Origin of the sequence: Pseudomonas sp. ESBL9, from assembly GCF_036668715.1 — a bacterium.
GTDB lineage: Bacteria > Pseudomonadota > Gammaproteobacteria > Pseudomonadales > Pseudomonadaceae > Aquipseudomonas > Aquipseudomonas lundensis.
The window spans coordinates 268,139-294,065 of the sequence record NZ_JAZEVV010000004.1; the positions used below are offsets into that span (position 1 = coordinate 268,139).

The window sequence follows — 25,927 nt, forward strand, 5'->3', positions numbered from 1 at the left end:
ACTGTAGGACAATCCTAAGTCATCATTAGAATAAAAACTCAATATCGTTCAAACCCCTTCTATTCCGGGCCTCTCCGGGTGGAGGCGGCACGCAGGTCCTATTAATGGAGACGAATAAAAACGCCCGTTCACGTCGCGTAAACGGGCGTTTGTCGCCTGGTTGAACGAATCAGGCGATATCACGCAACTCACGGCGCAAGATCTTGCCCACCGGGGTCATAGGCAATGACTCGCGCAGCACGATTTGCTTGGGGACTTTATACCCGGTGAAGTTGTCTTTGCAGTAGGCCTTGAGTTCTTCAACCGTGACCCCGCCCTCACGTGCCACTACGAACAATTTGACCGCCTCCCCGGTGCGCTCGTCCGGCACACCGATGACCGCACAGTTCGCCACTTTCGGGTGAGCCATGACGATGTCTTCGATTTCGTTGGGGTACACATTGAAACCGGACACGATGATCAGGTCTTTTTTACGGTCCACGATGCGCACGAATCCGTCCGGGTCAATCACCGCCACATCGCCGGTTCTGAACCAGCCTTCGGCGTCGAGTACTTCCGCGGTGGCCTGCGGATTTTGCCAGTAGCCTTTCATTACCTGCGGGCCCTTGACGCACAACTCGCCTCGCTCCCCCAACCCGAGATCGACCCCGTCGTCACTGATGACTTTCATCGCAGTGCCCGGCACTGGCGTACCCACCGTGCCCAGCCGTGCCAACGAACCACACGGGTTGGCGCTGGCCACCGGCGACGTTTCGGTCAGGCCATAGCCTTCGACGATGCGGCAACCGGTGAGTTTCTCCCAGCGCTCGGCCGTGGCCTTGACCAAGGCCGTACCGCCGGAGTTGGTGACTTTAAGCCCGGAGAAGTCCAGCGCCTTGAAATCCGGGTGATCCATCAACGCCACGAACAACGTGTTGAGCCCCAGAAACGCCGTGAAGCGCCAGTTGCTCAGTTCTTTGACAAACCCCTTGATGTCACGCGGGTTGGTAATCAGTACGTTGTGGTTGCCGGTGACCATCATGCACATGCAATTCGCGGTGAAGGCATAGATATGATAGAGCGGCAACGGCGCGATCATGATTTCGCGTCCGTCGCGCAGGATCGACTGCCCCTGGGCGTCATGCTGCGACAGGCACGCTCGCACTTGCAGCATGTTGGCAACCAGATTGCCGTGGGTGAGCATCGCGCCTTTGGGCAAACCGGTGGTGCCACCGGTGTATTGCAGCACGGCAATGTCATCCAGGGTCGCGTTCAGGGCATGAAGCGGCTGACCGGCGCCACGGTGCAAAACGGTTTTGAAAGACACCGCCTGCGCCACGTTGTAGGCCGGCACCAGCTTTTTGACTTTGTCGACCACCAGGTTGGTCACCCAGCCCTTAACCGCGGGCATCATGTCGCCCATTTTGGCTTCAATCAGGTAGTCGATCTCGGTGTCTTGCAGGACTTCCTGCACCCGCTTGCCGAACATGTTCAAGTACACCAGCGCACGAATACCGGCGCTTTGGAACTGATGGCGCATTTCACGGGAGGTGTACAGCGGGTTGGTGTTGACCACCACTAACCCGGCACGTAGCGCACCGAATACCGCGATGGGGTATTGCAGGATATTGGGCATTTGCACCGCAATGCGGTCACCTGGCTTGAGGTCGGTGTGCTGCTGCAAATACCCGGCAAAAGCCGCACTGTGACGCTCAAGCTCGGCATACGTGAGGGTCACCCCCAAATTGCTGAAAGCGGGCCGGTCGGCGAATTTCTTGCAGGAGCGTTCAAACACATCCACGACCGACGTAAAAGCCGTCATATCGATGTCCAGCGGTACACCGGCGGGACGTTTGTCATTCCAGAAATCAGGTTGCATTGTTTTTATCCTCTTACCTGAGCCAGTCTGGCCGCCTCTTTCATGCACTAAAAAGCGGAACCTGCGGACGTTAACAGTTCTCAAGTAGTAGGCAAATACAGCGATCTTCGCCATTTACATCTTGAATTGTTTTGCTGCGACGCCGCCGGTTGAGTGGCCAGCGCGCAAATGCGCTATACACTGCTACGACTCGCGAGGAAGGACTCACCATGACCACGGACAGTTTTTGGCTGGATGCAAATGACCGCACCGGTCTTTTCGTCAATCGCTGGCTGCCCGCTGGCGCAGCGAAAGCCATTGTGTTGCTGGCCCATGGCATGGCGGAACATGGCGGGCGCTATGCACGGCTGGGGGACGCCCTGTGCGGTGCCGGTTTTGGGTTGTACGCCCACGATCAGCGCGGCCACGGCAAGACCGCCGAGCGCGGCACGCCGGGCTATTTTGCCGATCACGACGGCTGGTGTGCCGTGGTCAGCGACGTGGCCACCTTGCAACAGCACATCAATCAGGCACATCCCGGTGTTCCGGTGTTTTTGCTGGGGCACAGCATGGGCAGTTACGTCGCTCAGTCTTATTTGCTGCACCACAGCGCCAGCCTGCACGGTGCGATCCTCAGTGCGTCGAACTTCCAGCCGCCCATGCTCTACCGCGCGGCCAGCCTGATTGCCCGCTTTGAACGCTGGCGCCAGGGGCCAACGGGGCGCAGTGCGCTGATCGACTGGCTGTCGTTCGGTTCATTCAACAAAGCCTTCAAGCCCAATCGCACCCGCTATGACTGGCTCAGCCGCGACCCTGCCGAGGTCGATGCCTACGCGGCAGATCCGCTGTGCGGGTTTCGCTGTACCAACCAGTTCTGGATCGATCTGTTGGGCGGTTTGCAGCAAATCAGCACACCCGCGAACCTGTCGCAGATCGACGCGAGCCTGCCAATACTGATCATTGGCGGGGAATGTGATCCGGTCAGTGCAGGCAAGCGTCTCACTGACTTGGCCAATGCCTTGCGCCAGTCGGGCAATCAGTCGGTACAACTGAAGATGTACCCCCAGGCGCGGCACGAACTGTTTAATGAAACCAATCGCGATGCGGTGATGGCCGACGTGATTGCCTGGCTCGAACAGGCACTGACTCACCCACGGCCCGCGCGCAGCGAATGAACACCCAACATCATTAAAAAAGTTATTAGAATCAAAAACTTGCAATTAAAACCGGCACAGGACATGCGCTAGATGACTCAAGTTACCAACACCCCGTACGAAGCTCTCGAAGTCGGCCAGACGGCCAGTTACAGCAAAACTGTGGAAGAGCGTGACATTCAACTGTTTGCGGCCATGTCCGGCGACCACAACCCGGTCCACCTTGACCCGGAGTTCGCCGCGGCAACCATGTTCAAGGAGCGCATTGCGCACGGCATGTTCAGCGGCGCCCTGATCAGCGCGGCCGTCGCCTGCGAGTTGCCCGGCCCCGGCACCATTTACATCGGTCAGCAAATGAGCTTCCAAAAACCGGTGAAGATTGGCGACACCCTGACCGTACGCCTGGAAATCCTGGAAAAACTGCCAAAATTTCGCGTCCGTATTGCCACCCGCGTATTCAATCAGCGCGACGAACTGGTGGTGGACGGTGAGGCCGAAATCCTCGCCCCGCGCAAGCAACAGACCGTCACCCTGCCCACCTTGCCCGCCATCAGCATTGGCTGAATGACACGCATAAAAAAACGCCGGATAACCGGCGTTTTTTCATTTCAGCCTGTACTTAAGACTGAGCACGCGCCTGATTGCGCAGCGCTTTCACCTGATCGTGATTGCGTTGTACGCCGTGATACTGGCGCTCTACCAGGTCACGGATACCCATCAGGTTATGCTTGGTGATTTTCTCAAGGGCTTCTTTGTAAGCCTTCAGCGCATGGTCTTCACCGCGCTCGGCTTCGTTCAGCACGGCCTCTTCATCCTTACCGGTAAACATGGACTTCACGTCCACCCAACGGCGGTGCAAATCACCGGCAACGCTGGTGCTGGTCTCCGGATCGCCGCCCAAGCTACGCACGGCAGCCTGAAGTTCTGCGGCGGCGGTTGCGCAATCAGCGGAACGCTTGGCAAACAGGGCTTTGAGTTCAGGGTGCTTGATGTCTTCTGCACAGGTTTTGAAACCTTCCTGGCCGTCTTTGCTGGTTTCGATCAGATCGTTCAAAACTTTGATGGATTCTTTATTGATGTCAGTCATTGTTCAATTCCTTACAAGGTTGAGGATCGTGCAATAGAGATTGCATGGCCCGTGCCAGACTTTTAATTTTTATAAATCCCTTTAAAAACAATGACTTAATAATTAACTGAACTTCTGTATCCGGTTTTTTTGCATGATCTGTCAATTGGCCTGCATGCAGAATGCCTGTATTTTCCAGATCAACGTTTCACGCCAGAAAAGGCCGAATCATGAACCCCGAAAAACTCGAACTGCTGGTAACCCGCGAAATGCCGTTCGGCAAATACAAAGGCCGGATCATTGCTGACTTGCCCGGACAGTACCTGAACTGGTTTGCCCGCGAAGGTTTCCCCCATGGAGAGCTGGGTGGCTTGCTGGCCTTGATGCAAGAGATCGACCACAACGGGCTGTCCGATCTGCTTGACCCGTTGCGCGCCAAACACGGAAAACCCAAACCTCGCCACTGACAGAGCGCCCCTATGCCAAGGATTGAAGACAACGCCCGCGACGAACACTTCTGGCACGCCATCGCTCAACGCTACGACGTGGCCCCCGGCCCGATCAATCTTGAGAACGGCTACTTTGGACGCATGACCCGCGGCGTCGCGCAGGACTACCAGCGTCAGGTAGACTTTATTAACCGCAGCAACTCCGTGCACGTGCGTCAGCGCTTCGACGACACGCAAAGCCTTGAAATCCGTGCTCAATTGGCCGACATGCTGAAGGTCGAGCCCGGCAGTATTGCCCTGACCAACCGCGCGTCGGACGCCTTACAGTCGCTGATCCGCAACTACACAGGCTTGCAGCCCGGTGACCAGTTACTGATCTGCGACCTCGAATACCACAGCGTCGAATACGCCATGCGCTGGGTGGCACAGCAACGCGGGCTGGAGATGATTGAAATCACCCATGCCCACCCCGCCACGTACGAGAGCCTGCTCAACGGCTATCGAGAAGCCTTTGCGCAACACCCGCGCATCAAACTGATGGCCCTGACCCACGTCACCCATCGCACAGGGCTGGTGATGCCGGTGCAGGCGATTATCGAATTAGCGAAAGAGCATGGGGTCGATGTCATTCTGGACGGCGCCCACGCGCTGGGGCAGATCGACTTCGACCTGCCGGACATGGGCGTGGCATTTGCCGGTTTCAACTTGCACAAGTGGATCGGTGCGCCATTGACGCTGGGCTTTATGTACATCGACCCGCAGCGGTTGGCCGACATTGCGCCGGACATGGGCAGCCAGCACTACCCGGAACCGGACATCCGCAACCGTGCCCCATACGGGACGCCCAACATTCCGGCGTGGTTGAGCCTGCCCAAAGTGCTGCAAGAACACCTCGACCTGGGAGGTTCCAGGGCCAAGGGCGAGCGCCTCAGGGCCCTGCGCGATCTGTGGGTGGGTGAAGCGCGCACGCTGCCGGGTATCGAAGTGCTGACGCCCGACGACCCGCGCCTGTATTGCGCCATCACCTCGTTGCGCTTTACCCACCTGGACGATCAGCAGCCGATGGTCGAGCGCCTGCTCAAGGACTACAACCTATTGACTGTGGCGCGTAATGGCTCGGCGTGCGGCAGTTGCATTCGCATCACCGTGGGCATGGCCACGACGCGGGATGACATCCATCAATTGATCCGGGCGTTGCGTGAGCTGGCTGTGGGCTAACAATCGCGCCTCACTGCAAAACACACAGACAAAAAAAAGGTGCGCCGACCAAGCGCACCGAAAAACCGTAGAACACACAACACATTCGTGACACAACCCTCAGTCCAGCAGCGCCAGCGCCTCCGCTGTGCATTCCTGAATGCGGGCCCAATCGCCGTTTTTGATCCACTCGCTGTCGAGCATCCAGCTACCGCCTACACACATGACGTTTTTCAGCGCCATGTAGCTGCGGATGTTGGCCGGGCTGACGCCCCCGGTCGGGCAAAACTTCACTTCACCGAACGGCCCGCCCAGCGCCTTGATGGCCGCAACGCCACCGCTGACCTCGGCCGGGAACAATTTGAAACGGCGATACCCCAGCCCGTAGCCTTCCATGATCCCCGACGCATTGCTGATACCCGGCAGCAGTGGAATGTCGCTGGCCACACTGGCTTGCAACAGGTCGCGGGTGATGCCCGGCGTGACGATAAATTGCGAGCCGGCTTCTTCGGCTGCTGCCAGCATATGGCGGTCCAGGATGGTGCCAGCGCCCGTCACCAGCTCGGGGCGCTGGTCGCGCAGGATGCGAATCGCCTCCAGCCCGAACTCCGAACGCAGGGTCACTTCAAGGGCATTGAGACCGCCCGCGGCCAGCGCATCGGCCAGCGGCAAGATGTCCTGCTTACGCGCAATGGTGATGACCGGCAGGATCCGGGCCTTGGCACACAGCGCATCGATCAGGGCGACTTTCTCAGCCATCGAAACGTTCGGGGTGGTTGTTTGCATGGCAGCTGATCCTTGGCTCATGGGCACCAGTAAATCTCTAACGTAGGTTGCAGAAAGGCTCGAATCGGCAGGGCAGCAACATCATCGCCAGCCAACGCCGCTTTAAGGGTGTTCAATTTGGCCGGACCCTGAATCGACAGCACAGTGTGCTTTGCACTGCTCAGCAGACTGCGACTCATGCTCAGGCGCTGATGCGGCACGGTCGGCGCCAGCATCGGCCAGCAGCGTTGCTGTTTATTGAGGTCCAGTGCGCTGGCCAGATTCGGGCTGTCCGGGAACAGCGAGGCCGTGTGACCGTCATCGCCCATGCCGAGGATCAGCACGTCAATTGGCGGTAACTCGGCCAACTGGCGATCGGCCTGCTGCGCGGCCTCTTCCAGATTGGCCGCCACGTTGTACAGCCCCACGAAGCGGGCCTTGGCTGCCGGGCCTTGCAGCAGGTGTTTTTTAAGCAGGCCGGCGTTGCTGTCGGCGTGTTCAACCGGCACCCAGCGCTCATCGGCCAAGCTGACCACCACGCGCGACCAGTCGACAGGCTGCTTGATCAGGCTGTGAAAAAACGCTACCGGGCTGCGACCGCCCGACACTACCAGCGTGGCCGTATCTTGCTGTTGAATCGCGTCGGTCAATTGCACGGCCACAGCCGCGGCCAGTTGATCGGCCAATACCGCCGGTGATGTGAAGGTGTGCGCAATGACGCCTTCAGGCAGTTTCAAATCAGATATCGCCATACCAGGACCTCCCGTCTCGGGTAATCAGGGCAATGGAACTCATCGGTCCCCAGGAGCCCGCCGCGTAAGGCTTGGGCGCATCGCCAGACTTCTTCCAGCCGGCGATCAACTGGTCGCACCATGTCCATGCCGCTTCAATTTCGTCTTTGCGCACAAACAGGTTTTGGTTACCGCGCATGACTTCCAGCAACAGACGCTCGTAAGCGTCCGGGACCCGAGCACTGTGATACGTGTCGGAAAAATTCAATTGCAATGGCCCGCTGCGCAGTTGCATGCCCTTGTCCAGGCCCTGATCTTTGGTCATCACGCGCAACGAAATGCCTTCGTCCGGTTGCAGGCGAATGATCAGCTTGTTGCCGATTTGCAGACGCTGCTCCGGGGCGAAGATGTAGTGCGAAGGTTCTTTGAAATGGATGACGATCTGCGACAGCTTTTGTGGCATGCGCTTACCGGTGCGCAGGTAAAACGGCACACCCGCCCAACGCCAGTTGCGGATATCAGCCCGCAGCGCGACGAAGGTTTCGGTGTCGCTCTGGGTGTTGGAGTTTTCTTCCTCCAGGTAGCCCGGCACCGACTGCCCTTCGCTGTAACCGGCGATGTACTGGCCGCGCACCACTTGGGTGGTGAGACCCTCCGGGGTAATCGGCGCCAGCGCCTTGAGCACTTTGACCTTCTCGTCGCGAATGCTGTCGGCCGAGAGGTCCGCAGGCGGGTCCATCGCGATCAGGCACAACAGCTGCAACAGGTGATTCTGGATCATGTCGCGCAGTTGCCCGGCCTTGTCAAAGTAGCCCCAGCGCCCTTCGATCCCGACCTTCTCCGCCACGGTGATTTCCACGTGGGAGATGTAACGCTGGTTCCACTGGGTTTCAAACAGGCTGTTGGCAAAGCGCAGGGCGATCAGGTTTTGAACGGTGTCTTTGCCCAGGTAATGGTCGATGCGGTAGATGCGGTTCTCGGGGAAGAACTGCGCCACGGCATCATTGACCTTGCGCGAGGATTCAAGGTCCGAGCCGATCGGTTTTTCAAGCACCACGCGGGTGTTTTCAGTCAGGCCAACGCGGGACAGATTTTCGCAAATGGCTCCGTACACCGCCGCCGGGGTGGCGAAATAGGCGATCAAGCGTTGTGCGGTGCCCGCCTGTTCGGCCAGCGCCACGTAATCGTCAGTCTTGAGAAAGTCCACATGCAGGTAGCTCAATCGGGCCAAAAAGCGGCCGATGGCTTGATCTTCGATTTCCTTGTCGCCCACGTACTGGCGCAACTGGCTGTCAATATGGGCCAGATGCGTGAATGCGTCGCCCGGCTCGCGAGCCAACGCCAGAATCCGCGTGTTGTCATGCAGCAAACCGGCGCGATCCAGTTGATACAAAGCAGGGAACAATTTGCGCAACGCCAGATCGCCAAGGGCGCCAAACAAGGCAAAGGTGCACGGTTCAACCGTAATCGAAGACATGATGTTGGTTCTTTTATCAAGTTAAGCTACAAATACCTTTTTTCAAGGCATCACTCAAGGAGAAATGTAGTAATAAACACAACATTTTCTCTAAATGCAGATTGCTACTAGTGGTGGTATCGGGCCAACAGTAGGATAGGCCACCTTTCAGCGCCGCATTCGCATGCGGCTCTTTTGCATCGACGCCCCAAGGAACATAAATGGACCGCGTGCGCAATCTACTCGAACAAATCAAAGGCCGCCTCGAAGAGCTGAACAAGGCCGAGCGTAAGGTGGCCGAGGTCATTCTGCAAAACCCGCAGCAAGCGACCCGCTTCAGCATTGCGGCGCTGGCCCAGGCTGCGTCGGTCAGCGAGCCGACCGTCAACCGTTTCTGCCGCTCGTTCGGCGTCAGCGGTTACCCCGAGCTCAAGCTGCAACTGGCGCAAAGCCTGGCCAGCGGCGCCGCGTATGTCAGCCGTGCCGTGGAAGCGGACGACAACCCCGCCGCTTACACCCAGAAAATTTTCGGCAGCGCCATCGCCTCGCTCGACAGCGCGTGCCAGGCGCTGGACCCCAATCTGATCAGCCGCGCCGTAGACCTGTTGATTCAAGCCCGACAGATCCACTTTTTCGGCCTGGGTGCTTCGGCCCCGGTAGCGCTGGATGCACAGCACAAGTTTTTTCGCTTCAATTTGGCGGTGACGGCCCACGCCGACGTGTTGATGCAACGCATGATTGCGTCGGTGGCCCACACGGGCGAGCTGTTTGTGATTATTTCGTACACAGGGCGCACCCGAGAACTGGTTGAAGTGGCGCGCATTGCGCGGGCCAATGGCGCGTCTGTGCTGGGCTTGACGGCTGAGAACTCGCCCCTGGCCAAAGCCAGCACCTTGAGCCTGAATATTCCGCTGCCCGAAGACACGGACATCTACATGCCCATGACGTCGCGCATTATCCAGCTGACCGTGCTGGACGTGCTGGCCACCGGCATGACCCTGCGCCGTGGCGTCGACTTCCAGCCGCACCTGCGCAAGATCAAAGAAAGCCTCAACGCCAGCCGTTACCCGGTGGGCGATGAGCTGGAGTAAGCGCCGGGCCGGTCAAGTCCAAGCGCGAGCCGCAGGCTCATCAGGCATGACATAACCCCGCCCGGGCATGCAGGCTCAAATGCGCTTGCTCACCCGGCGCCAGGCTCTGGTGCCGGGTGCCACTACTGGTGGATTCGACACACACAAACCCCATGACTTCACTCCAACTGACGCCCAATAGCGGCCGTTTGCCGGGGTGCCACACCACGGTGTTGCCGCTGTCGCCTGTATCAATGCTCAGCGCACGCTGCCAGGCATGATCGTTGAGTTGCATTTCACCGTCGTGGTGAAACACGCGCTGGCAACCGCCTTCCACCCGCAACACGCCTTTTTGTTCGCACGGTTCACGATTCAACTGGTCATAACCCACCACCCCGTCCAGCCCGGACAGCGCTACCTCAGCAACGTCACCAATACGCCAATAGGCGCGCAGTGCCTGACTCATGTGGCAAGGTGCGTCGTCCTGGTGTTCGGTACTCAGGCGCAGCGTCATGCTTTCACCCAAGCGGGCGTGCAGGTCCACTTGCCAGTCGCACAGTTGCAAACGCCAGTGCAGGCTCACGCCTTCGTCGTCGGCATGACTGTCCAGCAACTTCCAGTCAATCAACCGCGCCCACCCATGGGACGGCCAGGCATTTTCGCTTGGATGACGGCCATACCAGGGCCAACAGATCGGCACACCACCACGAATGGCGCCCACCTGAGGCCATTTCGCCGCGCACCACAGCCAGGGCTTTTGCCCCGTCGGTTTGAAGTGCAACAACTGCGCGCCCTGACGGCTGAACACGGCCTGACAATGCGGGTGATCGATTACCAGCACGTCGCGCTGCTGAAAGCGCTCCCACTGAAAGACGGGCTGTTCACGTTTGGACTTGAAAAAGCGATGAAGCGGATGCTCGTGCATGTGCCGCAATCCTGAAAAATCATGCGTCGGGTTGGGTCGACCCGAAAAAAAGCGGATAGCCAAGGCTACCCGCTAGATAAAGCGCAAGCTTGGCGCGATCAGAACGTCGACTGAATTTTCAGCCCGGCGACCAGTGCGTTATCCACCTTGTCCACACCCCCCGGATGGGTGATGTACTGCAGGTTTGGACGCACGGTCAGCCAATTGGTCACGTGGAAACCGTAGTTGAGTTCGTAGTTGTACTCGGTGGAACGCAGAGGCGAGTACAGCGGGTCACTGTAGTCAGTGGCGCCGATGGATGCGTTAATCAGCTCAGCGCTTTTTTTCACGTCATCGTTGACATGAATACGGGCGGCACCAATACCGATGTCATCCTTTGGACGCGCATCGAAGGGGCCTTTGTACACAAACATCAGCGACTGGTAGTTGTCGACGATGTTGGTGGCCTTGTCATGGAAGGTGGCATTGGCGGCTACGTGCAGGCCGCGGGTGGGGTCACCATTGTGCTGAGTGAGCTGTTGCTGCACGACAAACCAGTAACCGTGTTTGCTGTCACGCACGCGGTAACTTTGGCCATCATTGGTGAGGTCGACTTTCACGTCATCCGCCGGGGCGGTGCTTTTGTAATAACCGACACGGTATTCGCCCGGCAACTCATTGACCTTGGGCGACCACACCAATTCAACCGGCAGCACGGTGCCTTTGGTGCCGCTGCCACTGAGCTTGAAGCCGTTGCCGTGTTCCAGTTGCGACGGGTTCTGGTTGTAGGCACCGATTTGCGCATACAGCTCGGGCGTGATGTTGTACTTGACCCGCAACGCCGCCTGACTGACCGGCCAGTTGTACCAGATGTTGGTGGCCCAGTTGCCCACCTGGGAGCCGCAGAACGCCAGGTTCTGGAAGTCGCAAGGGAAGGTGTTGAAATCCTCGCCCTCGCCAAAGTACCCCGCTTTGACGTCCAGCTTGCTTTCCAGGAACTGGTGCTGGATCCACAGCTGGGTCAGACGCACCATGTGGCCACGGCCGTAGACTTCCTGCGATGAACTCAACGTGCCAGCACGCGGATCGCCGACGCGGTCATTGGAGATATTTTCACCATTACGGTTGGTCAGTTGAATCTTGGCTTGGGTGTTATCCCATCCCCAGAGTTTTTCCAGGTCCAAGGCCACGCCCAAACCAAACTGATCGCTGTAGCGCGCCGTTTTGTCGTGGTTGTAACCCCCGTGCAGGTTGGCCCCCACCTCACCGACGTAATCGGCCTTGATGTCGATACCCTGCTCGATCAACTTGGTCCGCTCGCCGCCCCAGTCGCCGGTCATCCATTTCGAGTCGGCGCTGAACGCGTCGGCTGCATAACTGCCGGTTGCACCCAGGCTGAGTGCGGCCATCACCGACAGTTGGCAGGCCAGACGGGTGCGGGTCATTGTGTTGTTCATCCCTTGGATCCTCGTTGGTTTCTTATTGGCTTTGTTTAACGCGGCACCGCTCAAGAAGCACCTGATGACAGGCTCCTTGTACAGATTCAACGCCCCTTGAAATGCGCCACGTTATCCGCCCGGCCCTGCGCAGGGGGCGCATTCATCGCCCCCAATCGCTCACCTGTGTTCGCATCAAACAGTAGCACTTTCGCAGGATCGAACTGCACGTTGAGGCTTTGACCGACCTGAGGCGCATCATCAGGGGCCAGACGGCAGCACACTTTGCTGCCATTGAGGTTCACAAACACCAGCGTGTCCGGCCCGGTGGGCTCTACCACCTGCACTTCAGCCCGAATGGTCGGCAACCCGTTGGGCTCGTTAGCCGCCAGCACGATCTGCTCGGCGCGAATGCCGACGATCACGTCACGGTCCTCCAGACCTGCATCACGGGTGCCCAACGGCAGCTCGCAACGCGCCTGCCCGCTGTCGAGCAACGCCACCAATCGCCCTTCCTGACGCTGCAAACGCAACGGGATAAAATTCATCGGCGGCGAGCCGATAAAACTGGCGACAAACAGGTTGGCCGGATCGTTGTAGATCTGTTTCGGGGTACCGAACTGTTGGATGATCCCGTCTTTCATCACCGCCACTTTGTCGCCCAGGGTCATGGCTTCGATCTGGTCATGGGTGACATACACGGTGGTGGTTTTCAGACGCTGGTGCATCAACTTCATTTCCGTGCGCATCTCGACCCGCAGCTTGGCGTCAAGGTTGGACAACGGCTCATCGAACAAATAGATCTTCGGTCGCCGCGCCAGCGCCCTGCCCATGGCCACCCGCTGCTGCTGCCCGCCCGACAGTTGGCCGGGCTTACGGTTGAGCAGGTGCTCGATCTGCAGCAGCTTGGCCACCCGCGCCACTTCCTCATCAATGGCGGCCGTGCTCATTTTGCGAATCTTGAGACCGAAGGCGATGTTGTCGCGCACGTTCATCGTCGGGTACAGCGCGTACGACTGAAACACCATGGCGATGTCGCGGTCCTTGGGGCTCATGCCGCTGATGTCGGCGTCGTCCACCAGAATCGCACCACCGCTGATGCTCTCCAGCCCAGCGATGCAGTTCATCAACGTGGATTTGCCGCACCCCGACGGGCCGACCAGAATCAAAAATTCGCCGTCATCGATTTTCAGTTCGATGTTTTTCAGCGTGTCCGGCAAACCCTTGCCATAGGTTTTGTTGACATTGCGTAATTCGAGCGTTGCCATGCGTTACCCCTTGACCGCGCCGGACGTCAGCCCGCGCAGAAAATACTTGCCCGCAAAAATGTAGACCAGCAGTGTCGGCAGCCCGGCAATCATGGCCGCAGCCATGTCGACGTTGTATTCCTTGGCTCCGGTGCTGGTATTGACCAGGTTGTTCAGCGCCACAGTGATGGGTTGCGCGTCGCCGCTGGCGAACACCACGCCGAACAGAAAGTCGTTCCAGATTTGAGTGAACTGCCAGATCAGGCACACCATGATGATCGGCACCGACATCGGTAGCAGAATGCGCCCTAAAATCGTGAAGAACCCCGCACCGTCCAGACGCGCCGCCTTGACCAGTGCGTCGGGAATGCTCACGTAGTAGTTGCGGAAAAACAGCGTCGTGAAGGCCAGCCCGTAGACGACGTGCACCAGCACCAGGCCGGTGGTGGTGTTGGCCAGCCCCAGCTTGCCGATGGTGAACGAGGCAGGCAGCAACACGGTCTGGAACGGCAGGAAGCAGCCGAACAACAGCAACCCGAAAAACAGTTGCGAGCCGCGAAAGCGCCACATCGACAGGACGTAGCCGTTCAGGGCGCCGATAAACGTGGAGATCAGCACTGCCGGGACGGTGATTTTGACCGAGTTCCAGAAGTAGCCGCCCACGGTGTCCCACGCCTTGATCCAGCCAATCCCGTCGATCACCTGCGGCCAGCTCAGCAGGTTGCCGGTGCGGATGTCTTCCGGGCTTTTGAAACTGGTGAGCAGCATCACCACCAGTGGCACCAGATACACCGCCGCGGCGAGGATCAACGTGGCGTAAATCGCCAGACGGCTGAAGGTAAAACGCTGCGCATTAATCATGGCGTTTATTCCTCAGCTCGGAGTACAGGTACGGCACCAGAATGGCCAGAATCGCCCCCAGCATCATGATGGCGCTGGCAGAGCCGACGCCCATTTGCCCACGGCTGAACGTAAAGGAGTACATGAACATGGCCGGTAAATCAGACGAGTAACCCGGCCCGCCCGCGGTCATCGCGGACACCAGGTCAAAGCTCTTGATGGCGATGTGCGCCAGAATCATGAACGCACTGAAAAACACCGGACGCAGGCTGGGCAACACGATGCGCAAATAGATGGTCGGCAGGTTTGCGCCATCGACTTGAGCTGCGCGAATGATGGATTGATCCACACCACGCAACCCGGCCAGGAACATCGCCATCACAAAGCCCGAGGCTTGCCACACGGCAGCGATCACCAGGCAGTACACCACGCGGTCCTGATCCAGCAGCCAGTCGAACCGAAACCCCTCCCACCCCCAGTCGCGGAGCATCTTGTCGAGCCCGAGCCCGGGGTTGAGCAGCCATTTCCAGGCCGTACCGGTGACGATCATCGACAGCGCCATCGGGTACAGGTAAATGGTGCGGATGAAGCCCTCTTTGCGAATGCGCTGGTCGAGCAATACGGCCAGAAAAACCCCGATCACCAGGCTGATGGCAATAAACAAACCGCCAAACACCGCCAGGTTTTTACTGGCCACCCACCAGCGATCGTTTTCCATCAACCGCACGTATTGCTGTAAGCCCACCCATTTGTAACTGGGCATGAAGCTGGAGTTGGTGAACGACAGCACAAAGGTCCACAAAATGTAGCCATAAAAACCGACCAACACGATCAGCATGCTGGGTGCCAGGACCAACTTGGGCAACCAGCGTTGCAGCGCATCAAACGGCGAGGCTTTACTCAACACAGCCACGGCACTCATCGAATTGCTCCCGAGAGGGTATGCCGGCATCTGCCTTCGCACATGCCGCACACGCCGGGTAACTAAGGGGGACGCCGCACGGGGGTGCGGCGGTTCATGTCAGCGGATTACTGGGCAGCCTTGATCGCGGAAGCCAATTGCTTGCCAGCCTTTGACGGATCCGCGTTTTTGTCACTCATGAAGTTGGTGACGACATCAAAAATGGCGCCCTGCACCGCCAGAGAGGTGGCCATGTTGTGGGCCATGCTGGGCAACTGCCCTTTTTCACCCGCGCTGGCAAAGTCTTTGGCCGAGGCTTGAGCGCAGCTGTCGAACTTGCTCATGTCCAGGTCATTGCGAACCGGGATCGAGCCTTTGTTCTGGTTGAACACGTACTGGAACTCCGGCTCCAGTGCGACTTTGGCCAGATCGTCACGCGCGGCATTGTTGTCAGGGGTGTCGTTCTTCTTGGCCAGCTTGAACATCGCCAGTGAGTCGATGTTGTAGGTAAAGCTGCCGTCGGTACCGGGGAATGGCACACACTCGTAATCGGTGCCGGCTGTTTTACCGGCAGCCGTCCATTCACTTTTCGCCCAGTCGCCCATGATCTGCATGCCGGCCTTGCCGTTAATGACCTTGGCCGCTTCGAGGTTCCAGTCTTGCCCCGTGCCGTCCGGGTCCATGTAGCCCTTGAGTTTTTTCAACTGGGTGAAGACCTCGGTCATCTGCGGGCCGGTCATTGTGGCTTCATCTTGATCGACGAAGACCTTTTGGTAGCCCTCCGGCCCCATCACGCTCAGCACCAGGTCCTCGAAGACTGTGCTGTCCTGCCAGGGTTGCCCGCCATGGGCCAACGGAATAAAACCGGCCGCCTTGAGCTTGTCGCCTGCTGCATACAGCTCGTCGAGGGTGGTAGGTGCCTTTTCGATGCCCGCTTTCTTGAAGACCTCAGGGTTGATCCACAGCCAGTTCACACGGTGGATGTTCACCGGTACGGCAACGTAGTGGCCTTCGTACTTCATGGTCTCGGAGACCTTTTTGGGGAGCAGTGCTTCCCAATTGTTGGCCTTTGCTACGTCGTCCACCTGGGTCAGCAAGCCGAGCGCGGCCCAGTCCTGAATGTCGGGGCCCTTGATCTGCGCGGCAGACGGCGGGTTACCGGACACGGCACGGGTTTTGAGCACGGTCATGGCCGCGGCGCCGCCGCCCCCTGCCACCGCGCTGTCCTGCCAGGTGTAGCCGTCTTTTTCGACCAGTTTTTTCAGCACATCCACTGCTTTGGCTTCGCCACCGGACGTCCACCAGTGCACGACTTCAACGTTGCCTTTGGTGTCGGCTGCGTAGGCATTGAGGGGGAAAATCGAGGCGAGAGAAATAACAAGGGCGAGGCGATTGAACGCATTCATCGGTAGACCTTTCTTGTTGTTATGACGGGGCAAGTCTGGTGCTTGCGCTTGAATCGAGTGTAATCATCCGGCTTCGGCCGCACGTAACGAAGAGATGCGCCTTTGTCACAACTCAGTGACAAAACAATCACGTGCTGCACGTTCAAACAGCAACCGTATTCCACAAGTTGGCGAATCTGAAAAAAAGAAGATTCTTTTCCATCAGCCGTGTAAAGCAATTTCCGCTTTGCCTGTAGGACGCATCCCTAAGTCCCTTCCCCACGTTGTACCCATTAAATACATCGGCGAATCTTCTCTACATCGTTACAACTTATGAACGGATGTCGACACCCATCAGGAGATAGCAGCCATGTCCAGAAGCAACCCTTTTCTGCCCAACCAGCATTTCATTTACCCTCTTAAACATCAGAACGGTGAGATTTATGCCTGGAAAGTCGATATCCAGCGTGCAGGAAAAGTTCACGTTCAAGTGTTCGATGCGAGCGAGTATGGCGGTATAGACGCCGCGTTACAGGCCGCTGAACAGGCGCGCAATCAATGGGTGTTGAAAATGCCGCAGGCCTTCAGCTATGAGAACCGTCAACGCCTGATGCCCCATAACACCAGTGGCCACCCCGGGGTTTACCGGATCCAGTCCAACAACATTGAATATTGGCGGGCCACCACCCGTATTCACGGTTACAACTTGAGCAAAAGTTTTCGTATCGACCGTTATGGCGACGAGCAGGCCAAAATGATGGCGCTGCAAGAACGCGAGCGGCAGTTAACCCTGTGTAACGAACCTTACGACGTGGCCATGGAAAAACTGCAGCAGCACTTCAGTCAAACCAGCGCCCGCATTCGCGAAAATCGCATCAAGGCAGCCATGAATAAAAAGGCTCAAGAACCCGAAACCGAGTCCGCGGCCATTTCGTGCCTGGAGCCCGTACTGCCCATCACGCCAGAACAGGCAAGCCTGTCCATCAGTCGGCATCTGGCGGCAAGCGGCAAGTGAGCCGCAGGCCTGTGCTGTTGCAGTTGCAGGGCGCGACCGGGCAAGCGCCGGGGCCGCTTTAATCCGCCGCTCGCGGTACTGACAACGTGACCCGCAGGCCACCACCGCGCAGGTTTTGCAAGCTGACTTCGCCGCCGTGGCTATGGGCAATGTTGCGGGCAATGCCCAACCCCAAGCCATAGCCTTGCTGATGCCCTGACAACCGGAAATGCGGCTCGAACACTTGCTCCAGTCGTTGCTCGGGAACCCCGGGGCCGTCATCGTCGACATGCAACACGAACGCGTGCGCGTGGTCTTCAATCACCAGGTGCGCGTGCTTGCCGTATTTGAGCGCATTGTCGATCAGGTTGCCCATGCACCGGCGCAAGGCCAAGGGCTTGCCAGAAAAGGGCCTCGACGCCCGCCCGGTCACAGTCACGCGGCCATTACCGTGGGGCAGCAAATACGGCTCGATTAAACATTCGAGCAACAGGTTCAGGTTCACCGGCTCGATGTTTTCGTGGATGTCCGTGTCTTTCACACACTGCAAGGCGCCTTTGACCAGCAGTTCAAGCTCATCCAGATCTCGCCCGAATTTGTGCTGCAACGCTTCGTCTTCCAGTAGCTCGACGCGCAAGCGCAAACGGGTAATCGGGGTTCGCAGGTCGTGGGAAATCGCGCTGAACAACTGGCTGCGCTCTGTGAGGTAACGGCTGATGCGCACCCGCATGGTATTAAACGCTCGCCCGACCTCAGCCACCTCACTGCCGCCCCCGATTTCGACTGGTTCGGCTTGCTCCTCGCCCAGCGACAAATCCCGCGCTGCACGGGCCAGACGCTTGAGGGGCCGACTTTGCCAGTGCACCAGCACACCGATGGAGAGCAATAAAAACCCGCTGCTCAGCGCGATAAACCATAACTGCATCGCGGGCAGGCCTTCTTCCTCAAGGCTGGTATAGGGCTGGGGCAACAGGGAAGCGATATAGAGCCACTCGCCGGGGGACATCTGGATTTGCGTCACCAGCACCGGGGGGTTGACCGGTTCCAGGGTCAGGGCAAAGTGCGCCCAGGAGCGCGGCAGCTCATCGAGCGTCAGCCCGGCGTTGAAGATCCGCAGGTCTTGCGGGCTGACAAACTGCACCGACAGGTCGACAGCGGGGCCCAGGGATTGGCGCAGCACTTGGTCCACGGCCTCAAGCACAGCCTGTTTGCGCTGGGTCAATGGCAACGCGCGCATGTCCAGAGGCCGCTCATTGAGGCTGACGACAAAGCGTGTGCCGCCCATGCTACGCATCTGGTCCAGCACCAGCGGCCGGTATGCCAGCGGCAGTGACTTCATGTAGGTGACGGTGGCGTTCATCGAATGCGCCAGGCTGCGCGCACTGGTGACAAGCCCTTGCAGTTGCGTGGCCCGCAGTTGCGACAGCCAGATCACGCTGGACAAGGTTTGCGCCAGCAAGATGGCGATCAAGGTGAGCAACAACATACGGCCGAGCAATGAGCGGGGCATACGCGGCCGGCGCCAGTACTTAATGGCCATGACCTGTCGTGACCTCGGCGGCCAACTGATAGCCGCTGCCGCGAATGGTGCGGATCAGTCGCGGGGGCTTTTCGGTATCGCGCAGGCGCTGGCGCAAGCGACTGACCGCCATGTCGACAATACGGTCCAACGGCATCAGGTCGCGGCCACGGGTGGCATTGCCGATGGTGTCGCGGTCCAGAATTTGTTGCGGGTGATCGAGAAACAATTTGAGCAAGGCAAAGTCGGCCCCCGAGAGGATGACTTCTTCGCCGTCGGTGTGAAACAGCCGATGGGTCACGGTGTTCAGGCGCCATTCTTCAAACGCCATGATGTCGTGACCGGCACCGGCACTGGCAAATTGCACACGCCGCAGCAGCGCCTTGATCCGCGCCTGCAATTCACGGGGGCTGAACGGTTTGCCCAGGTAGTCGTCGGCCCCCAGCTCCAGCCCCAGCACGCGGTCGGTTTCGTCGGAGCTGGCGGTGAGCATGATGATGGGCGTCTGGGCACAACGGGGGTGCTGCCTGACCCAGCGACACAGGCTAAACCCATCTTCGTCGGGCAGCATGACGTCCAGAATCAATAAGTCGCAGGGCGTGTGTTCGAGGGCTTTGCGAAAGCCTGCGCCATCACTCACCGTGCTCACCTGAAAACCGGCGCGGGTCAGGTAGATGTCCAGCAGTTCGCGGATTTCCTGATCGTCGTCGACCAGCAAAATGGATTTACCGAGTGAGCTCACAGCGGTGTTCCTTATTGTTTTTGGGAGTGCGGCGTTTCGCGGTCAGGCGAACGCTTGTTGCAATGCCACGCCCGCCCCCATCAACCCCGGATACGGCGCGGTGACCAGCCAGACCGGTATGCCGTTGAGGTAATTGCTCATGCAACCTTTGTCAGCAAAGCTGCGGGCAAAACCACTGGCCATAAAGAGGTCGGCAAACCGTGGCACCACGCCACCAACAATGTAGACGCCGCCACGTGCGCCCAGTGTCAGGACGTTGTTGCCCGCCACTCGACCTAGCCAGCAACTGAACTGTTCAAGGACTTGTAAGGCAATCGGGTCGCCTGCCAGGGCAGCGGCCGTGATGGCGCGGTCACTGTCGAGCACAGGTGCATGCCCGTCCACCGCGCAAATCGCGCGATAAAGACGCGGCAAGCCGCTGCCGCTCAAGACGGATTCGGCGCTGACGTGACCGATTTCGTTGTAAATGTGCTGCCACAACAGGACTTCACGCGGGTTACTCATGGGCAAGTCAACGTGCCCACCCTCGCCCGGCAAGGCCATCCACTGCGCCTCGCCCAGGCTCAGCAACGTCCCGACGCCCAGGCCGGTGCCGGGTCCGATCACCACCGCAGGGCGCAGCGGTTCGGCTTGGCCGGCACACACTTGGCGCACGTCGCCCGGTTGCAGGCGCGTCATGCCCAGCGCCATGGCACTGAAGTCGTTGATCAGCAGCAGGTTGTCCACCTGCAACGTCTGACAAAACGCCGAACGGCTCAGGCGCCAGTGGTTATTGGTAAAGCGGAATTCATCGCCGCTCACCGGCCCGGCGACGGACAGGCACACCGCGCCGATCGCGCCCAGCGGCAAGTCCAGGCCTTGCAGGTAGAGCTTGATGGCATCTTCCGGGCATGCAAAGTCGGCAGTGGCCAGCACGCTGACTGCGCGCAGTTGATCGTTTTCCCACAAGGCAAACCGCGCATTGGTGCCGCCGATGTCACCGACCAGAGCAAGCTTCATTTAAGGTTTTCCAGAGACGAGGTAAAGGTACTGGCGCCCTGCTCGGCCGAGCTGAAGGCCTGGCGCATAAACGCAAACAACTCGCGCCCGGTGCCGACCGCGTCGCTCAGGGTGCCGATGGCCGGGGTGCGTGCGGCGAATTCTGCCTCATCCACCCACAGTTGCAACGTACCTTTGACGCCGTCGACGCGAATCATGTCGCCATCCTGCACCCGGGCCAGCGGACCACCGACGGCCGCTTCCGGGCTGACGTGGATCGCCGCCGGAATTTTGCCGGAAGCGCCTGACATGCGTCCGTCAGTAATCAACGCGACCTTGAAACCGCGGTCCTGCAACACCCCCAAAAACGGTGTCATCTTGTGCAGCTCCGGCATGCCGTTCGAACGCGGCCCCTGAAAGCGCATGACGGCGACAAAATCGTGTTCCAACTCACCTGCCTTGAACGCATCGGCCAGTTGTTGTTGATCCTGAAACACCCGCGCCGGGGCTTCGACAATTTGATGCTCGGGCGCCACGGCCGAAACTTTCATCACCCCGCGCCCCAGGTTGCCTTCCATCACCCGCAATCCGCCCTCGGACGAGAAGGCGCGTGCAACCGGACGCAAGATGCTTTCGTCGAGGCTTTCAATCGGGCCATCACGCCATACCAGCTCGCCGTCCACCAGGAACGGTTCGCGGGTATACAGGCTCAGGCCGCGACCCGCCACCGTGTTGACGTCTTCATGCAACAACCCGGCTTCCAGCAGCTCGCGAATCAGGAATGCCATGCCGCCAGCGGCCTGGAAGTGGTTGATGTCGGCCTTGCCGTTGGGATAGACGTGGGACAGGGTCGGCACGACTTCGGAAAGGTCCGCCATGTCTTGCCAGGTCAGTTGAATCCCGGCGGCCCGGGCGATGGCGGGCATGTGCAAGGTGTGGTTGGTGGAACCGCCGGTGGCATGCAACGCCACGATGGAGTTGACCAGCGAACGCTCGTCCACGATCTCGCCCAACGGCATGAAGTTGCCGCTTTGCCGGGTCAGGCGGGTGACTTGATGCGCGGCCTCGCGTGTCAGCGCATCGCGCAAAGGCGTGTAGGGATTGACGAACGAGGCGCCCGGCAAATGCAGGCCCATCACTTCCATCAACAGTTGGTTGGTGTTGGCGGTGCCATAAAACGTGCAGGTGCCGGGGCTGTGGTAGGACTTCATCTCCGATTCGAGCAGCTCTTCGCGGCTGGCTTTGCCTTCGGCGTAGCGCTGGCGCACGTCGGCCTTTTCCTTGTTGGAAATGCCCGATGGCATCGGCCCGCCCGGCACGAAGATCGTCGGCAAATGGCCAAAGCGCAGCGCCCCTATCATCAGACCCGGCACGATCTTGTCACAAATGCCCAGCATCAGCGCCGCGTCGAACATGTTGTGCGACAGCGCAACCGCCGTCGACAGGGCGATCACTTCGCGGCTCAGCAGGCTCAGTTCCATGCCCGCTTCGCCTTGCGTCACGCCATCGCACATGGCCGGAGTGCCACCTGCGAACTGCCCGACCGAGCCCATTTCACGCAGGGCCTTTTTGAGTTGCTCGGGAAAGTGCTCGTAAGGCTGATGCGCCGAGAGCATGTCGTTGTAGGACGAAACAATCGCTACGTTGGCGGCGTTCATCAAGCGCAGGTTGTTTTTATCTTCCGTGCCACACCCGGCCACGCCATGGGCGAAGTTGGCACATTGCAGCTTGCCGCGTTGCGGGCCATCACTGGCGGCGCCACGAATGAGTGTCAGGTATGCCTCACGGGTTGCTCGACTGCGGGCAATAAGACGCTCGGTGACTTCAAGAACGCGGGGATGCATGTGTTGAACTCCAGGCTAACGGATGTGGCGACCTGTGCGTGTCCTATGCTGATCGAGGGGCCAGACACGCTCTTCGATCATTTGGACCCGTTGATTCAGGTCACTCGTTGTAGATAAAACAAAATATTGCCACCAAAATGGCTTGTTTTCTATTTCTATGCGAATAATCTTGTAATTCCAACAACAAATCGATGGCAGGCGCTTTCCATGACTCTACGAATCGCAATCAATGGTTTTGGCCGAATCGGCCGCAACGTCCTGCGCGCACTGTATACCCAAGGCTACCGTCAGGACCTGCAGATCGTCGCAATCAACGATCTGGGTGACAGCGCAATCAATGCACACCTGCTCAAGTACGACACCGTTCACGGCACTTTCGATGCAACCGTTGAGCACGATCAGGAAAGCCTGACCGTCAATGGCGACCGCATTGCCGTCACGGCCATTCGTAACCCGGCTGAACTGCCGTGGGCTGCACTGAAGGTCGACGTGGTGTTCGAATGTACCGGCCTCTTCACCGAGCGCAGCAAGGCCGAGGCGCATATTAGCGCCGGGGCGCGCAAGGTGATCATCTCCGCGCCGGGCAAAAATGCCGACGCCACCGTGGTGTACGGTGTGAACCACGACATCCTGCGCCAATCGCATCAAATTATTTCCAGCGCCTCCTGCACTACCAACTGCCTGGCGCCGGTTGCGCAAATCCTGCACCGCGAACTGGGCATTGCCAACGGTTTGATGACCACCATTCATGCCTACACCAATGACCAGAACCTGACCGACGTTTACCACAGCGACCCGTACCGCGCGCGCTCGGCCACGCAGAACATGATCCCGAGCAAAACCGGCGCCGCCGAAGCCGTGGGCCTGGTATTGCCGGAACTGGCGGGCAAATTGACCGGCATGGCGGTGCGCGTCCCGGTGATCAACGTGTCGCTGGTTGACCTGACCGTCGAGCTCAAGCGCGAAACCACGGCGGCCGAAGTCAACGCGCTGTTCAAAGAAGCCAGCCAGCATTCCAAAGTGCTGGGCTATAACAGCCTGCCGCTGGTATCGAGCGATTTTAACCACAACCCGCTGTCGTCGATTTTCGATGCCAACCACACCAAAGTCAGCGGCAAGATGCTCAAAGTCCTGGCGTGGTACGACAACGAATGGGGCTTCTCCAACCGCATGCTCGATAACTGCCTGGCGCTGTGCAACGCGGAGTGACGCGATGATCGGTATCAGCTTCACCACGGCCACCCTGGCGGCGCGCAAGCGTATCGCCCTGGTGGCTCACGATCACTGCAAAGGGTTCTTGCTGGACTGGGCCGAGCGTCACAAGGCCACCCTCAGCCAGCATGAGTTGTGCGCCACCGGCACCACCGGCCTGTTGCTGAGCCAGCGCCTGGGGCTGCCGATCGAAAGCATGATCAGCGGCCCGCTGGGCGGGGACCAACAAGTCGGGGCACGCATCGCTGAGCAACAGGTCGACATGCTGGTGTTCTTCTGGGACCCGTTCGAGCCGCAACCCCATGACCCGGACATCAAGGCCCTGCTGCGGGTTGCGGCGGTGTGGAACATCCCTGTGGCGTGCAATGAATGCAGCGCGGATTACCTGCTCAGCAGCCCGCTCATGAGCCAGCCCCACGATCACCGGGTGCCTGATTACGCTGCGTACTTGAAAGGACGCGTGTAAACCCGCAGGCATATCGCCGTAAACCGCGCGTAAAAGGCGGGAGACCAAAACAGCGCTTGACCAAACGCACAGATGATAAGCATTATCATTCGCTCAAAATCGGTCTGGTAGCACTGTGAGTCAGTCCCACTTCAATCAAGTCTTCCTGACGCAACGGGTCATCCTGTTGCGCACGTTACAGCGGATGGTCAATAACCCGAGTACCGCCGAGGACCTGTTGCAGGAGACTTACCTGCGCGTCACCCGCGCGCTGAGCGAACGCACGGTCGAGCATCTGGAACCGTTTGTGTTCCAGACTGCGCGTAATCTGGCGCTGGACCACCTGCGCTCACGGCGTATTCAGTCGCGCACGGTGCTCGAAGACGTGCCGACCGAGGTCATCGAAAGCGTCCCCTCCTCACTCAGCACCCCCGAAGAAGCCCATCAAGCCGCGCAATTACTGGAGCGTTTGAGTGTGAGCCTGAGCCAGCTAAGCGCACGTCAGCAGCGCATATTCATTCTCAGTCGCCTGCATGGTTGCAGCTATCAGGAGATCGCACGAGAGCTTGACGTGTCCCTGAGCACCGTTCAAAAGGAACTCAAATTAATCATGGCAATCTGTGTCGGGGTAGCCGATCGAATCAATCGGCCGTAATCTTGCCGGGACAACCCCGTAAGAAAAATCCGACTTGGCCGCTTTCACGCCAAGGATTCCAAGACGTTGAACACCACTGTGCCTGAGACTGCCAAGGATCACCCGTGAAGGACACTCCACCCCCCGCCGTGCCGGAACTGGCGCAGGATGCTCTGCAAGACGGCGCCATGGATCAGGCGCTGGACTGGCTGATCACCCTGGAGTGTGCCGACGCCTCCGAAAAAGCAGCGTTTCAAGCCTGGCTCAAGGCAGACCCGGCCCATGCCCGAGCGTTTGCCAAAGCCCATGCCGTCTGGAATGGCCAGCCGCTGATTGACGCGGCACACACCCTGAACACACGCCGTGCGCCTACCGTGTTGCAACGCATTGGCCGTCACTGGAAACACGTGGCCACTGCGGCAGTGCTGGTGATTGGCGTGGGCAGTTACAGCAATGTGCCATTACGCTTGCAGGCCGATCATTTGACCGTCGTGGGCGAGCGTCAGCGCCTGGAGCTGGAAGACGGCTCGAAAGTGTTGCTCAACACCAATTCGGCGTTCTCCAGCCACCGGGTCAATGCGCAAAGCAATGCGCGGTTGTATCAGGGTGAAGCGTTTTTCGAGGTTCCGGCCAATCTTGAATTCCCGCTGGTGCTCGATGCCGGCCCGGTTCGCGTCAGCGTGCGCGACACCGCTTTCGCCGTCAGCTACCTCAACGGGCAGGCTCAAGTGCGCGTGCAGCGCGGCGATGTCGATTTACGCATGAACAGCGTGGGCACGCAGATGCGGTTGTCTGCCGGGAACAGTGTGAGTATCGGCCCCAATGGTTTTGGCCAACCGGTCAAGCTCAACCCGCAAACCGATCTGGCCTGGGTTCAGGGACGTCTGGTGTTCGAAAACTGCCCCATGAGCCAAGTGCTGGAGGAAGTGCGGCGCTATTACCCCGGCTGGATCGTCAACAATAACGAGCAACTGGCCAGCGTCTCAGTGACCGGCAATTACCGTCTGGACCAGCCTCTGGACATCGTACGTTCCCTCGCCCACATCACCTCGTCCAGCCTCTCGGAATTCCCGGCGCTGGTCATTCTCAACTAAATCCGGTTTTTTTTACGCGATAGCACG

The 25,927-nt window shown here is 59.0% G+C and carries 25 protein-coding genes; 10 read left to right on the forward strand and 15 right to left on the reverse strand.

What is annotated here, in order from left to right; translation table 11 throughout:
- Positions 1-169: 169 nt before the first annotated feature.
- Positions 170-1,858: a long-chain-fatty-acid--CoA ligase FadD2 gene (gene fadD2 / locus V6F78_RS13590; protein ID WP_047277028.1), complete on the reverse strand. Its 1,689-nt coding sequence runs from the start codon at positions 1,856-1,858 to the stop codon at positions 170-172.
- A gap of 209 nt (positions 1,859-2,067) precedes the next feature.
- On the opposite strand from fadD2, the gene V6F78_RS13595 reads away from it, so the two are divergent.
- Complete coding sequence (locus V6F78_RS13595; RefSeq protein ID WP_070413910.1) at positions 2,068-3,012, forward strand: alpha/beta hydrolase; 945 nt, start codon at positions 2,068-2,070, stop codon at positions 3,010-3,012.
- A gap of 72 nt (positions 3,013-3,084) precedes the next feature.
- A complete protein-coding gene (locus V6F78_RS13600; protein WP_047277033.1) occupies positions 3,085-3,555 on the forward strand; it encodes a MaoC family dehydratase in 471 nt (156 codons plus the stop codon).
- Positions 3,556-3,610: 55 nt separating this feature from the next.
- Here the strand turns inward: V6F78_RS13600 and V6F78_RS13605 are convergent, their stop codons facing one another.
- Positions 3,611-4,078 (reverse strand): ferritin-like domain-containing protein, encoded by a 468-nt coding sequence (locus V6F78_RS13605; RefSeq protein WP_047295005.1) that lies wholly within the window; start codon positions 4,076-4,078, stop codon positions 3,611-3,613.
- 209 nt (positions 4,079-4,287) lie between these two features.
- On the opposite strand from V6F78_RS13605, the gene V6F78_RS13610 reads away from it, so the two are divergent.
- Positions 4,288-4,524, forward strand: coding sequence for a DUF3820 family protein (locus tag V6F78_RS13610; protein WP_019693207.1), 237 nt, complete (start codon positions 4,288-4,290; stop codon positions 4,522-4,524).
- Positions 4,525-4,536: 12 nt separating this feature from the next.
- Complete coding sequence (locus V6F78_RS13615; protein WP_095008441.1) at positions 4,537-5,724, forward strand: aminotransferase class V-fold PLP-dependent enzyme; 1,188 nt, start codon at positions 4,537-4,539, stop codon at positions 5,722-5,724.
- Positions 5,725-5,823: 99 nt separating this feature from the next.
- On the opposite strand, the gene V6F78_RS13620 is transcribed toward V6F78_RS13615, so the two are convergent.
- Genes V6F78_RS13620 through zwf form a run of 3 tightly spaced genes read right to left on the reverse strand, consistent with a single transcriptional unit; the run spans position 5,824 to position 8,676 of the window.
- On the reverse strand, positions 5,824-6,489 hold the full coding sequence (locus tag V6F78_RS13620; protein ID WP_047277040.1) for a bifunctional 4-hydroxy-2-oxoglutarate aldolase/2-dehydro-3-deoxy-phosphogluconate aldolase: 666 nt from the start codon (positions 6,487-6,489) through the stop codon (positions 5,824-5,826).
- 17 nt (positions 6,490-6,506) lie between these two features.
- Positions 6,507-7,220, reverse strand: a complete 714-nt coding sequence (pgl, locus tag V6F78_RS13625) for a 6-phosphogluconolactonase (RefSeq protein ID WP_332727514.1) — start codon at positions 7,218-7,220, stop codon at positions 6,507-6,509.
- Positions 7,207-8,676 carry a glucose-6-phosphate dehydrogenase gene (gene zwf, locus V6F78_RS13630; protein ID WP_047295016.1) on the reverse strand — a complete coding sequence of 490 codons (1,470 nt, stop codon included), beginning with the start codon at positions 8,674-8,676 and terminating at the stop codon, positions 7,207-7,209. Before zwf ends, pgl begins: the two co-directional genes overlap by 14 nt.
- Before the next feature lie 209 nt (positions 8,677-8,885).
- On the opposite strand from zwf, the gene V6F78_RS13635 reads away from it, so the two are divergent.
- Positions 8,886-9,746 (forward strand): MurR/RpiR family transcriptional regulator, encoded by an 861-nt coding sequence (locus V6F78_RS13635; RefSeq protein WP_169835829.1) that lies wholly within the window; start codon positions 8,886-8,888, stop codon positions 9,744-9,746.
- A 40-nt stretch (positions 9,747-9,786) separates the two neighbouring features.
- Here V6F78_RS13635 and V6F78_RS13640 read toward each other — a convergent pair whose 3' ends face one another.
- From V6F78_RS13640 to V6F78_RS13665, 6 genes are all read right to left on the reverse strand, one after another.
- Positions 9,787-10,650, reverse strand: a complete 864-nt coding sequence (locus tag V6F78_RS13640; RefSeq protein ID WP_332727516.1) for a D-hexose-6-phosphate mutarotase — start codon at positions 10,648-10,650, stop codon at positions 9,787-9,789.
- Between the two features lie 98 nt (positions 10,651-10,748).
- Positions 10,749-12,086, reverse strand: coding sequence for a carbohydrate porin (locus V6F78_RS13645; RefSeq protein ID WP_332727518.1), 1,338 nt, complete (start codon positions 12,084-12,086; stop codon positions 10,749-10,751).
- An 86-nt stretch (positions 12,087-12,172) separates the two neighbouring features.
- The gene (locus V6F78_RS13650) at positions 12,173-13,333 is read right to left on the reverse strand and encodes an ABC transporter ATP-binding protein (protein ID WP_048376385.1); all 1,161 of its coding nucleotides are present in this window, start codon (positions 13,331-13,333) and stop codon (positions 12,173-12,175) included.
- Positions 13,334-13,336: 3 nt separating this feature from the next.
- A complete protein-coding gene (locus V6F78_RS13655) occupies positions 13,337-14,173 on the reverse strand; it encodes a carbohydrate ABC transporter permease (protein ID WP_332727521.1) in 837 nt (278 codons plus the stop codon).
- Positions 14,166-15,074: a carbohydrate ABC transporter permease gene (locus tag V6F78_RS13660; protein ID WP_047278160.1), complete on the reverse strand. Its 909-nt coding sequence runs from the start codon at positions 15,072-15,074 to the stop codon at positions 14,166-14,168. Before V6F78_RS13660 ends, V6F78_RS13655 begins: the two co-directional genes overlap by 8 nt.
- A gap of 107 nt (positions 15,075-15,181) precedes the next feature.
- A complete protein-coding gene (locus tag V6F78_RS13665) occupies positions 15,182-16,459 on the reverse strand; it encodes an ABC transporter substrate-binding protein (RefSeq protein ID WP_094990387.1) in 1,278 nt (425 codons plus the stop codon).
- Positions 16,460-16,808: 349 nt separating this feature from the next.
- On the opposite strand from V6F78_RS13665, the gene V6F78_RS13670 reads away from it, so the two are divergent.
- Positions 16,809-17,453 (forward strand): AP2 domain-containing protein, encoded by a 645-nt coding sequence (locus tag V6F78_RS13670; RefSeq protein WP_047295027.1) that lies wholly within the window; start codon positions 16,809-16,811, stop codon positions 17,451-17,453.
- A 58-nt stretch (positions 17,454-17,511) separates the two neighbouring features.
- Here the strand turns inward: V6F78_RS13670 and V6F78_RS13675 are convergent, their stop codons facing one another.
- Genes V6F78_RS13675 through edd form a run of 4 tightly spaced genes read right to left on the reverse strand, consistent with a single transcriptional unit; the run spans position 17,512 to position 22,515 of the window.
- On the reverse strand, positions 17,512-18,942 hold the full coding sequence (locus V6F78_RS13675) for an ATP-binding protein (RefSeq protein WP_217491514.1): 1,431 nt from the start codon (positions 18,940-18,942) through the stop codon (positions 17,512-17,514).
- Between the two features lie 19 nt (positions 18,943-18,961).
- Positions 18,962-19,693 (reverse strand): response regulator, encoded by a 732-nt coding sequence (locus tag V6F78_RS13680; RefSeq protein ID WP_047278168.1) that lies wholly within the window; start codon positions 19,691-19,693, stop codon positions 18,962-18,964.
- 42 nt (positions 19,694-19,735) lie between these two features.
- Positions 19,736-20,692: a glucokinase gene (locus tag V6F78_RS13685; protein WP_047295031.1), complete on the reverse strand. Its 957-nt coding sequence runs from the start codon at positions 20,690-20,692 to the stop codon at positions 19,736-19,738.
- Positions 20,689-22,515 carry a phosphogluconate dehydratase gene (gene edd / locus V6F78_RS13690; RefSeq protein ID WP_047295033.1) on the reverse strand — a complete coding sequence of 609 codons (1,827 nt, stop codon included), beginning with the start codon at positions 22,513-22,515 and terminating at the stop codon, positions 20,689-20,691. The genes V6F78_RS13685 and edd overlap by 4 nt, the downstream gene beginning before the upstream one ends.
- A 207-nt stretch (positions 22,516-22,722) precedes the next feature.
- On the opposite strand from edd, the gene gap reads away from it, so the two are divergent.
- From gap to V6F78_RS13710, 4 genes are all read left to right on the forward strand, one after another.
- Positions 22,723-23,724, forward strand: coding sequence for a type I glyceraldehyde-3-phosphate dehydrogenase (gap, locus tag V6F78_RS13695; protein WP_169858693.1), 1,002 nt, complete (start codon positions 22,723-22,725; stop codon positions 23,722-23,724).
- Positions 23,725-23,728: 4 nt separating this feature from the next.
- Positions 23,729-24,193 (forward strand): methylglyoxal synthase, encoded by a 465-nt coding sequence (locus V6F78_RS13700; RefSeq protein WP_047278171.1) that lies wholly within the window; start codon positions 23,729-23,731, stop codon positions 24,191-24,193.
- Between the two features lie 115 nt (positions 24,194-24,308).
- Complete coding sequence (locus V6F78_RS13705; protein ID WP_047277068.1) at positions 24,309-24,827, forward strand: RNA polymerase sigma factor; 519 nt, start codon at positions 24,309-24,311, stop codon at positions 24,825-24,827.
- A 167-nt stretch (positions 24,828-24,994) separates the two neighbouring features.
- Positions 24,995-25,900 (forward strand): FecR family protein, encoded by a 906-nt coding sequence (locus tag V6F78_RS13710; RefSeq protein ID WP_094990399.1) that lies wholly within the window; start codon positions 24,995-24,997, stop codon positions 25,898-25,900.
- Positions 25,901-25,927 lie beyond the last annotated feature (27 nt).